This window comes from Gelidibacter maritimus (assembly GCF_014062315.1).
GTDB classification, from domain to species: Bacteria; Bacteroidota; Bacteroidia; order Flavobacteriales; family Flavobacteriaceae; genus Gelidibacter; species Gelidibacter maritimus.
Map to the genome: position 1 here is coordinate 38,225 of NZ_JACGLT010000023.1, position 11,516 is coordinate 49,740.

Consider the following 11,516-nt stretch of genomic DNA (forward strand, 5'->3'; position numbering starts at 1 on the left):
ATGGTAATTGATTTTGATTTACTATGACTTGTTTAAGAGGTCAATTATTAAACATATTTGTGTCCGACAATGCTTAGCAGCACGTTCTTACATTTCTTCCGCTTTGCGTTTTGTAGCAAGTTATTCACATGCTACAATAAATAGCAACACTTCACTACAATTTGAAGTAACTTTACAGTATGGAAAAGAACATATTGCATCTGGATTTAGATACCTTCTTTGTTTCGTGTGAGCGTTTGCTGGATAGCCGACTTAATAACAGACCGTTATTAGTAGGTGGTACGGGAGATCGAGGCGTTGTGGCGGCGTGCAGTTATGAAACGCGACGTTTTGGCGTGCACTCGGGGATGTCCATGAAGGTGGCGCGGAGTTTATGTCCCGAAGCTGTAGTGATCCGTGGCGATGCGTCTATTTATACCAAATACTCACATTTGGTTACAGAGATTATTAAGGAAAAAGTACCTGTGTTTGAGAAGGCGAGTGTGGATGAATTTTATGCCGATTTGACCGGCATGGATAAGTTTCATGGGTGTTATAAATATGCTTCTGAACTTAGACAGAATATTATTAAACATACGGGGTTGCCGATTTCATTTGGCTTGTCAGTCAATAAAATCGTTTCGAAAGTGGCTACGGGCGAGGCTAAACCCAATAACCAACTGAAGATTGATGCGGGTTTTGAGAAATCGTTTCTTGGGCCTTTATCCATTCGTAAAATACCTTCTGTAGGCGAAAAGACTTATCAGGTATTACGGAATTTAGGTGTTGATAAAGTTAGGGTGGTACAACAGATGCCCTTAGAAATGATGACCAGTGCTTTGGGCGTCAATGGTGCCACTATTTGGAAAAGAGCCAACGGTATTGACAATCCGCCGTTGGTGCCCTTTCATGAGCGCAAGTCGATTTCCACAGAAAGGACTTTTAATAGAGATACTATCGACGTTAAGAAGTTGCGGACGACCATTTTTGCCATGGCCGAAAACTTGGCGTTTCAATTACGACGTGGCAATAAAATAGCTGGGGTGATCAGTGTGAAGATTCGGTATTCGGATTTTAATACATATAGCAAGCAGGTAAAAATCCCCTACTCTAGTGCGGACCATATTATCATTCCGAAGGTATTGGAATTGTTCGACCAATTGTACCAACGGCGGTTGTTGGTCAGACTTGTTGGGGTGAAGATCTAGGATATTGTCAGCGGCCATTATCAAATCAATTTATTTGATGATACCGAAGAAATGCTCAGTCTTTACAATGCTATGGACCATATTAGAGGGCGGTTTGGCGAGGCCAGTATTATGCGAGCTTCCTCAATGGGCGCGAATTCCATTGGCAGATTTCAAAATCCGTTCAACGGAGAACCACCAACATTATTAGCCCACAGAAATCAGTAATGTATCTTAACTGTCACACATATTATTCGTTGCGATACGGCACGTTTTCTGAAATTGAGCTTTTAGAACTTGCCAAAACACATGGTGTCCAGGCTTTAGCTTTGACGGATATCAATAATACTTCGGCATGCTTAAATTTTATCCGGAAGGCGAAGGAATTTCAGATTAATCCCGTGGTCGGGATTGACTTTAGAAATGGCAACCACCAATTGTATGTGGGTCTTGCCAAGAACAATGAAGGCTTTAAAGAACTGAATGCCTTTTTGTCCCATCATTCTGAAAACAAAATCAAACTACCTCAACAGGCTCCTACTTTTGAGCATAGTTATATTATATATCCATTTGAGCAGGTGCTGCAGTTGGATAAAACTGATTTTTTGGATAATGAATTCATTGGGGTTTCTATTGAGGAATTACGGAAACTCCGATTTTCTAAATTGAAAAACTTTGAAAGCAAATTGGTGGTTCTGCAGACCGTCACCATCCGATGTAAAAAGGATTTTAATGCCCATCGGTTGTTACGCGCTATTGATCAGAATACGCTGTTGAGCAAACTTGACAAATCGGAAGAATGTAAGTCTACCGAGAAAATGATTTCTCTGGATGGGATCCATGCCGCTTTTGCAGATTTCCCTAATATTATTGCGAATACAAACAGGATTTTAGAGAGCTGTCAGATTGATTTTGGTTTTGGCGAAGACCGTGTTTCACAAAATTTACGGCTTTATACTGATTCGGCTGAAAACGATTATCGTCTATTGGAAAAACTATGCCAGGAGAATTTGCATAAGCGCTATTCCAATCCAGATGAAAAGGTTTTAAAGCGACTAAGAACGGAATTGGACACTATCAAATCATTGGATTTTGTAGCTTTTTTTCTGATCAACTATGACATTATCTCCTATGCCAACAGCCAAGGATATTTTCACGTGGGGCGTGGCAGTGGTGCCAATAGTATTGTGGCCTATATCATTGGCATCACCGATGTGGATCCTATTGAGTTAGATTTGTATTTTGAACGTTTTATCAATCCGTTTAGGGCTTCCCCTCCTGATTTTGATATTGATTTCTCCTGGAAAGACAGAGATGATGTAACGGCTTATATATTTAGACGATTTCCGCATACCGCGTTAATGGCCACTTATAATACCTTTAAATATAGAGCCGTGGTTAGAGAACTGGGTAAGGTCTTTGGACTGCCAAAAGAGGAGATTGATAAATTGAGTAAAGGGAATTATGCACTTTCGCAATTGGATGAGATTTCGCAGTTGGTTTTGAAATACGGGAAATTAATTGAAGGGTTTCCAAATTATGTGAGCGTTCACTCAGCGGGTGTGCTTATTTTGGATCGGCCCGTGCATTATTATTCGGCCACCGATATGCCGCCCAAAGGATTCCCTACGGTTCAATTTGATATGATCATTGCAGAGGATGTTGGGGTTTTTAAGTTTGATATTTTAGGTCAGCGGGGATTGGCCAAGATTAAAGATGCTTTGGATATAATTAAAGAGAACCGTCCGGAGGTCCCTCCTATTGACATCACCAAGGTTGAGGCTTTAAAAACGATAAGAATATCAATGATCTTTTAAAATCGGGAGGCGCCATTGGTGCGTATTATGTAGAATCGCCGGCCATGCGCGGTTTGATGCAGCAGTTACAGACCCAAGATTATATTGAACTGGTGGCTGCAAGTTCCATAATTAGACCAGGCGTTTCAGGATCTGGGATGAAAGAGGAATTTATCAAGCGGCACCGGTATCCTGAACAGCGAAAAAATGCCCATCCTATTCTGTTGCAAATTATGCCTGAGACTTATGGCGTGATGGTGTATCAGGAAGATGTTTTAAAAGTGGCCAATCAGTTTGCCGATTTGTCACTTGGCGAGGCGGATGTTTTGAGGCGTGGGATGAGCGGTAAATTTCGATCGCGCAAGGAATTTGCTGCGGTAGAGGAAAAGTTTATATTGAACTGCAGGAGGAAAGGATTTGCAGATGCATTGATTTTTGAAGTCTGGAATCAGATTAAGAGTTTTGCGGGTTATGCTTTTGCTAAAGGACATTCTGCTTCCTATGCCGTGGAGAGCTATCAGAGTCTATATCTGAAATGCTATTATCCATTGGAATTTATGACTGCCGTGCTTAACAACGGTGGTGGTTTTTATAGTGTGGAACATTATTTACACGAAGCACAGAAACAAGGCGCAACAATTTGTGCGCCGTGCATCAATAATAGTGAACATCCAAATAGATTGATTGGCACGTCCATTTATTTGGGATTTGGGTATCTGAAGAACTTAGAGAGTTATACCGTGCAACGGCTTTTAACGGAACGTCAATGGCATGGCGCATTCAGTTCCTTGGATGATTTTATAGATCGGGTGACGATTAGCATTGAACAGCTGACCATTTTAATTCGGATAGACGCCTTCCGCTTTACGAAGCAGACCAAAACCGAATTGCTTTGGCAGGCTATTTTTAAACTGAATGCCGATGGCGCCAAAAGCCAGCAGGCGAAACTGTTTAAGATCCAGCATAAGACTTTTGAGTTGCCCAAGCTCAATAGCAATTGGATTGAGAATGCCTACGATGAAATGGAGCTGTTGGGCTTCCCGTTATGTAATTATTTTAATCTTGTCGCTGAGGACATGGCCAACGGGGTTTTGGCGAGCCGGATGAAAGATTATGTGGGCCGGGAGGTTTTGATCTATGGCAGTTTGGTGACCACACGATTCAACAAAACCTCAGCTGGAAAGCTCATGCGATTAAGCACTTTTATAGACCAGAATGGTGACTATTTTGATGCGGTGCATTTTACGGATGTGGTGGAGAAATTTCCCATTAATGGTTTGGGCGTTTATGCGTGTTATGGAAGAATAACGGATCGGTTTGATTTTTATAGCATGAATGTAGTTTGGAGTCGGAAGATGGGGATACTGGGGGATCCTAGGAATAAATAGGTGTTTTAAATTTGGATTATCATGTTGTTAAGGTAGGTTAAAATAGTTGCAGGCAATTCGCAATACTATTAACTTTAAAATAAAAAATCATGTGTTACGATATCAAAGCGACCGTAGAAACCCAACTGAAACGTGCCAAAACAAAGGGTGATGCACAAGCCGTTGATGAAATTATGGAAACACTAATTCCTCTGACCGATTTACCTCTTTATCACAGCTCTGGATTTGCGCACCCTGAACTACTCATTTATACCGATCGTTCTCCTGATTATCCCGAAGTGGCCACTTGGGGGCTAGTGCCCGATTGGGTGAAGGATGAAGCGGCTATGAAGAAGCAATGGAACAACACTTTAAATGCGAGAGGAGAAACGATATTTAAATTGAATTCCTTTAGAAAAGCGGCCAATGAAAGTCGCTGCCTTATTTATATTGATGGTTTTTATGAACACCATCATTTTGAGAAAAAGACGTATCCTTTTTATATCTTCAAGAAAGACCAATCACCAATTATTTTAGCCGGACTTTTTAATGAATGGCACAATCCTGAAACAAATGGGAAACTGGTCACCTTCTCCATTGTGACCACCACGGGAAATAAACTTTTGGCAAAAATTCATAACAACCCAAAACTCAAAGAGACGCGGATGCCTCTAATCTTACATGAAGAATTAGCAGATGACTGGTTGGTCAAATTGGAAGTAGATAAAGACCAAAAATTTATTAAGGACCTCATCCAAGAATATCCGGAAGAGGAATTGGATGCTTATCCCGTGGGCAAACTAAGAGGCAAGGATTACTTGGGGAATGTGCCTGGAATTAGTGAGCCTGTAAAGCATGAGGAGTTGGTAATTTAGGTGTTTTTGACTTTAATCAGCACTTTGTTTTGTACAACATTTTAATCCTTATTTTTTTTATTTAAGGAATATGTATAACACTCATTTTCTCTAATTTCAATTGTTCCACTCCAACTTTTTGCACCCCGAGATTCTGCTTTGAAGTCATAACTACCAGGCTTAAGCTTCAAAGTTAATCCTCCTTCTGTAAAACACTCTGCCTCCTCAAGTTGTTTTTCTATTTTTCCTTGTTTCTGTTTCTTAAACCAGATTTCAATAGTTTTTGCATTCTTTAGATCCGACCAAAAAGTGACATAACCAGCTTGCAATGGTTCAGAAGTTGTATTCGGTTGATCTAAATCATAAAGAAAATAAATTTCTACCGTATCGGTGGTTCCGTTTTTGAGATTTATATTTACTGTGCTTTTTGCGTTTTTTATACCTGTTATAGGGGTGAATGCTAAGGACAATTCTGCATAATTTTCAATTACTATTTGTTTGATTTCATTCTCGTTGACAAGCACCTTTGCATCTGAGCAGTAATTAAAATTGTCAGTAACTTTTACTAAATACCAACCATCAATAATGGTTTCAGGGAAGGTTGTTCGCTCGCTGTATAGATTTTTTATAATCCGTAATTGTGATTTGGCTTTTTCTATTTCTCTCAATTTTATTTTTTCGTCAGCCAATGCATTTCTGAATGAACTAATAGAATAAGCTATATTATTAAGCCCTGCGTTATTATTTTGATTAATGTAGGTGTAATTTTGTTGGACTGCTACTTGGTTGATTCGAGTGTAACTCTGTCCGAAGGACGATATAGCTGACAAAATAATTAAAAGTGAAATTGCGGAAGTTTTATTCATAATATTGAGCTGGTTCTCTTTTTGGATTCGCCAAACATATTCCTTTTCGATGTATTCTCCTATAATTAATATTTAAAATAATAGCCTAAAAAGTCAAATTACACCGAAGTCATATAACCATATTATGTCCTCTTATCTGCACGTGACGCTTTAAACCCCACTAAATTAAAAAGCTCCCCCATTCTGTAGTGCAACTGGCTTTATTTCGCTTACCATATTCGCCACCATTTCGGTTTTTCGACTACAGCTTTTTTTATTTCAATTGGTTTTTGTTCTAATTCCTTTCCTCTTTTTAAGATCAATGTCTTTAAGTCAAGTTCATAATCCGTTTTGTCATATTGTTCTCCGCTATCACTATTATTCCAGTCATAAAGTAGACCTTTTAAAACTCCATTTTACAATTCCCTTTTATCAGTCTTTTTATTGCCATATATATCAACATTTTCTGATTTTGAATATTGTTTCCAATCTCTTAACAACTTATTAAATTCATCAGTATCACAATATTCAAATCTTTTAAGGGCATAATACATTCCTGTTATTGAAACATCATTAAATCTTGAGCGATGTCGTTTTTGGCAATTCGGACACCACATCATAGGGGGTTGAATGTTCAATTCTTTCCGAATCTGGCGTAATTTCTCATTCAAATCGGTAACTAAACTAAAATGCTGTTCAATGGAATAATTTGAATTCCACTTATTCTTAAGAATATCCTTTAATTCTGGAAACCAAGTAGTATGTGCTTGTCCTGCTGGCATAATTAGTCAAATTCCTTTTCAATATCTTTTTGTTCCATTTCTTCGTGGGTTACTCCATAAGGATATCCTCCGCTTGTATACCCAATAATCATTGCAAAATGCTCATCACTTTCAATTTCACAAAAGGCATTTAATTCATTCTCTCGCTTTTTCTTAAATGCAAGTCTTTGCTGTTTAAGTGATTCCATAGATTGACGCAACTGTCTTTCATATTCATCCGAAATTTTAAATCCTAGCAATCTTAATTCTTTAACTGCACAAATTTTGTCAACGGAGTACTTTTTTGAATATCCCTTAACAATATTATTCCCTGAATATGTTTTTATCCAATCCTTTGCAGATTGAAGCCTATATTTTCTATCAGGAGTTTTTTTCATTTATTTACATCATTGCAGTTTTTTTCTAGTATGCGGCACAACGGCTGCGTGTCGAGTAGGAAAAGGGAGTTTCACCCTTCCCCTCTCACAGAACCGTACGTGATAGTCTCCCATCATACGGCTCTTCTAATTTAATCTACAAATATAAGCTCATCCTCTTTCAAGTTGGCAAATCGTATTTTAAATTAGCTAACCCCTTTGCTCCACTCCCATTACAGGAGCTTCATCACTACTACGGGTTAGTCCGCCACCTTACACTACATTGGTAATCATCTTGCAGTTGCTCTACTTGATTTTTCCCTTTTGCATTAATGTAAGGCTTCCTGCGTTCCATCCATAAGCCCAGATAAAAGTCATGCCCCCTATACGACGGTTGCCGAATAGCCAGTAAATAGGTTTCCGCTATCCTTGTCCCTGAGAACTCGACTTTTCTCGGTTTTGGCAACATGTATTGTCTTCTCGACGCATCATCGGTAGGTTCGCTTTCGCTCATCTCTTTTATCAATACCTGACAGATCAAGTCTGCCTTTTCTTCTCTCGCTTCACACAAACAAATTACTTTGGATGCATCAGAAAAGTGGTTTGGAACCGGCTCCTATAAGCAGATTCCGGTGGGTCGGATCCACCATCTTATAAATAGTTACGTGAAGCCTATGCTCCACTCACAGCACACGTCGAGTAGACCAGGGGAGTTTCACCCCAAGCCTCTCACAGAACCGTACGTGATAGTCTCCCATCATACGGCTCTTCTAAAGTGGTATACAAAAATAGCTCATCCTTTTTCAAGTTGGCAGGCTGTATATCAAATTAGCTCATCCCTTTGCTCCATTTCCATTACAGAAACTTCATCACTACTACGGATGAGTCCGCCCCTGTTCCAAACATCGCTATTCTGCCTCTAGTTTGCGCTATTGTACATTTCACTTTGCATTTTGGCTCAGGTTCCCGAGTTCCGTAAATAAGCCCAAATAATGGTCATGCCTCCTAAATGATCCCGCACGGGCGGGACCGCCCAGCCAATAAACAGGTGACCGCTGGACTTATAATGTTTGTCATACTTCAAACACTTTTGACAGAGGGTTGCACTTTCTCGACACTTCATCAGAGGTTCATTTGCATTCATCTCCATTATTCATACCTGACCAGCTCTTGGCGTAGCCTTTTCCATAACGCTCAATACCTTGGCTCTTTACCAAAGCACCTTATGGTGGTTTGATGCTCTCCCCTGTAGGACAACACCGGTGGGTCGGTTCCACCATCTTATAAACAGTTACGTAACGACTTTCAGCCGGTCGTTACTCTCGGCACACATATGACTTGTGGCGGTTTTCAAAGCACTTTCTTGTCGGCTTGCAACAAACTTACTTAAATGCACTAAACTTGAATTTACCACTTCCCTCGCCATAAGTTATATACGCTGTTAGCGGCTGGTTTTTAACTCATTCTGTTCCATTAATCAAATATCCTATCCTTACCCATCATATCTTTAATATTTTCAATGTGTTGATTTTGATTCAATTTACTTTCTCCATTTTCTACCGATTCTTTTAATATCCTAACTACTTTGTGTTTGTCCGTGTATTCAGCAGGTTCGTTTTTCTTCATAATGATTCTCATTACCTCCAAAACTCTTTTCGATTTTACAATGAACGTTCCATTAGGTACAAAACTGATGTCCTTCAATTCGCAATCTCCATAGAATACTATAATTGAATAAAACGGTACGTTTTCTTTGAGTTGTTTGCTTAAATCATTGATATGTTTTTCGTTCTGTATTATAGGGTTATAGAATCGATATTTTTGTTTGCCGTATGCTAATACTTTAGTCCATCGTGGTTTGTATCCTGTTCCAAAAATCCAACCACTATAATCTTTAATTTCAAAGACAATAATTCCGACTTTCGTTGCAACAACTAAGTCAATTTGAGTAAAATTACCATTGCTCTTTTTCACATATAAATCGTGAAAAATGGTTTGTTTTGGTATTCCGTATTTCAAAAGTTTTAACACTAAGTCTCTTTCTGACTTTGTTCCTCTATTTCGTTTTGTGACAGAATTTAGTAATCTTCTATCTCGTATATTGCTAAATATAAATAAGATACCAACAATAATAAGTAGCCACAAAGCAATTGATATCGGTTCCATATTCAGTTCATTATTTCTTTTTAGCACAAAACGCCCATATAAAAACGAAAATCCATAGAGCTACTGTCCAGCCACCAAATAGATTTACCAAGAAAATCAAAAAAGTAGCTGTTGAGTTTCTGCCTGATGCTATGATAGTTGGAAGAAAGTAAATGAACAAGCCAACGATACAAAGGAAAATCATAACAATTATATCTATTCCTGAATCTGTCACGCTATTTCATTTTTCGGTTAAACATATTTTGCCATTCTTTACTTCAACTGCCGCTAACGGTCTCGGCATCGAGTAGGCAAAGGGAGTTTCACCCTAAGCCTCTCACAGAACCGTGCTTGAAAGTCTCCCCTCACACGGCTCTTGTTGTACAAATCTAAGCAATACAATTTATTTGATTGAAGTTCCAATGATAAAACAGTGTTGGATATTGTTTCCTAACCTCTGCTAACCATTGGTACCCTTTCGAAATACTGGTTTTATATCGCTTATACCTTTTCCTTGCCCACCAAACCAATCTTTTACTGAGTAACCGAAAGACTTTTGTAAGTTCATACATCTTAAATTTACCATAGTACCGCACCCATCCCCTGATTATTGGATTAAGATATTGGGCTACTCCTACGATGCTTTTAAAAGTAAGTTTGTTTACGCCGAGCTCTTCTAGCTTGTCAGCGATTCGTTTTCTTGAACCAATACTTATGGCACAATCATACCCTAAAAACAGCTTCCTCTTTTTCTTAGAGAAGGCAGTCCTGGGCTGAAAAGAATATCCCAGGAAATCAAATTTGATTGTTGGGTATTTTTCTTTTCTTCTGTAGTCTCGGCAATAGACAATTTTTGTCTTTTGTGGATGTAATTCCAATCCTACCGAAGCCATTCTTTGATGCACTAGATTAAGTACTTTTTCTGCGTGGGCTTTTGTATTACAGTGTAGTATCACGTCATCGGCATAACGTGTGAAGACTACATTTTTATCTGTCCGTTCCAACCATTTGTCAAAAGCATAATGTAGAAAGAGGTTTGCCAGTAAAGGGCTGATCACTCCGCCCTGTGGCGTTCCTTTTCCTTGCTTTTGGATTCGTTTTCCAGATATTGTAATAACGGGTGCTTCCAGCCATCGTTTGATATAGAGTTTTACCCAGTTTTCGGGCACGTGTTTCTCTACGGCAAGCATCAGTTTGTTATGGTCAATATTATCGAAGAAACCTTTGATGTCCAAGTCAATGACCCAGTTTTGTTTCCAACAGTTTTCTCTTACCTTTGATAATGCCTGATGGGCATTTCTCTTTGGTCGATAGCCGAAAGAATTGGGACTGAATACTGCCTCTAATCTTGGTTCAACAAACATTTTGACCACCATTTGGCCAACTCTGTCGCTAATGGTAGGTATGCCTAATTTACGGATAGAACCGTCTTTCTTGGATATCTCTACTTCTTTGACAGGTGGTGGAAAATAACTCCCTGATGCCATACGATTCCAAAGTTTGTAAAGGTGTCTTCTGCGATCGGCATCAAATTCTTGCATATCTATCGCATCCACTCCAGCACTCCCTTTGTTGGAACGCACTTTTTGATAGGCCTCCCAAACCATTTGGCGGCTTATCGGTATTGATTTTGTTTCATTCCATAAATTCATCCTCACTTTTGTAAGTTGATTTGTAAAATGCAACTGTACAACTTAACCCCTTTGCTCCATTTCCATTACAGAAACTTCATCACTACTACGGGTTAATCTGTCTCTGCATACAACTTCGGTATTCTGCCTCTAAGTTGTTCTTATTGTGCATTTCCCTTGCCATTTGTATGCAGTTTCCCAAGTTCCGTAAATAAGCCTGAATAAAGTTCTTGCCATCTGAATGACGCCAGCCTTACAGAAAATAAATAGGTTTCCTCTGTAATTAATGTTATTGCTAACATTACTTTTCACTCCGTATCATACTTCGTAGCTTTTGACTGGGGATAGCAACTTCTCGACACCTCTTCGATGGTTCACTTTCGTTCAACTCCTTTATTCGTACCTGCTAATCTCTTTGGACTAGATTCTCCTAAACGCTCAGCACCACAACTGTTAATTGCAGCACCTTTAGGTGGTTTAGAGCCATCGCCTATACAACGACTCTGATGGACCTACCATCATCTTATTTACAGCATTCAACCTTTTATTGCCGTGGTTGATTCTTGGCACACTA

At 39.1% G+C, this 11,516-nt stretch carries 8 protein-coding genes and 2 pseudogenes; 3 read left to right on the forward strand and 7 right to left on the reverse strand.

What is annotated here, in order from left to right; all coding sequences use genetic code 11:
• Window positions 1–179 precede the first annotated feature (179 nt).
• The 3 genes and pseudogenes from H3Z82_RS18300 (at window position 180) to H3Z82_RS18310 (ending at window position 5,204) form a co-directional block, all read left to right on the forward strand.
• Window positions 180–1,394, forward strand: a pseudogene (locus H3Z82_RS18300) (DNA polymerase Y family protein).
• Window positions 1,394–4,350: pseudogene (locus H3Z82_RS18305) on the forward strand (DNA polymerase III subunit alpha). The pseudogenes H3Z82_RS18300 and H3Z82_RS18305 overlap by 1 nt, the downstream one beginning before the upstream one ends.
• Window positions 4,351–4,439: 89 nt before the next feature.
• The gene (locus H3Z82_RS18310) at window positions 4,440–5,204 is read left to right on the forward strand and encodes an SOS response-associated peptidase (RefSeq protein WP_182206944.1); all 765 of its coding nucleotides are present in this window, start codon (window positions 4,440–4,442) and stop codon (window positions 5,202–5,204) included.
• 41 nt (window positions 5,205–5,245) lie between these two features.
• On the opposite strand, the gene H3Z82_RS18315 is transcribed toward H3Z82_RS18310, so the two are convergent.
• The 7 genes from H3Z82_RS18315 to H3Z82_RS18345 all read right to left on the reverse strand — a co-directional run bounded on the left by H3Z82_RS18315 (window position 5,246) and on the right by H3Z82_RS18345 (window position 11,244).
• The gene (locus tag H3Z82_RS18315; RefSeq protein ID WP_182206945.1) at window positions 5,246–6,049 is read right to left on the reverse strand and encodes a hypothetical protein; all 804 of its coding nucleotides are present in this window, start codon (window positions 6,047–6,049) and stop codon (window positions 5,246–5,248) included.
• A gap of 395 nt (window positions 6,050–6,444) precedes the next feature.
• On the reverse strand, window positions 6,445–6,810 hold the full coding sequence (locus H3Z82_RS18320) for a hypothetical protein (RefSeq protein ID WP_062129131.1): 366 nt from the start codon (window positions 6,808–6,810) through the stop codon (window positions 6,445–6,447).
• A 2-nt stretch (window positions 6,811–6,812) separates the two neighbouring features.
• Window positions 6,813–7,187, reverse strand: a complete 375-nt coding sequence (locus tag H3Z82_RS18325; protein WP_182206946.1) for a hypothetical protein — start codon at window positions 7,185–7,187, stop codon at window positions 6,813–6,815.
• Between the two features lie 1,452 nt (window positions 7,188–8,639).
• The gene (locus H3Z82_RS18330; protein ID WP_182206947.1) at window positions 8,640–9,332 is read right to left on the reverse strand and encodes a nuclease-related domain-containing protein; all 693 of its coding nucleotides are present in this window, start codon (window positions 9,330–9,332) and stop codon (window positions 8,640–8,642) included.
• A 10-nt stretch (window positions 9,333–9,342) separates the two neighbouring features.
• Complete coding sequence (locus H3Z82_RS19850) at window positions 9,343–9,516, reverse strand: superinfection immunity protein (protein ID WP_394368121.1); 174 nt, start codon at window positions 9,514–9,516, stop codon at window positions 9,343–9,345.
• 184 nt (window positions 9,517–9,700) lie between these two features.
• On the reverse strand, window positions 9,701–10,963 hold the full coding sequence (gene ltrA, locus H3Z82_RS18340; protein ID WP_182202247.1) for a group II intron reverse transcriptase/maturase: 1,263 nt from the start codon (window positions 10,961–10,963) through the stop codon (window positions 9,701–9,703).
• A 140-nt stretch (window positions 10,964–11,103) separates the two neighbouring features.
• Window positions 11,104–11,244, reverse strand: a complete 141-nt coding sequence (locus H3Z82_RS18345) for a hypothetical protein (RefSeq protein ID WP_182202246.1) — start codon at window positions 11,242–11,244, stop codon at window positions 11,104–11,106.
• Window positions 11,245–11,516 lie beyond the last annotated feature (272 nt).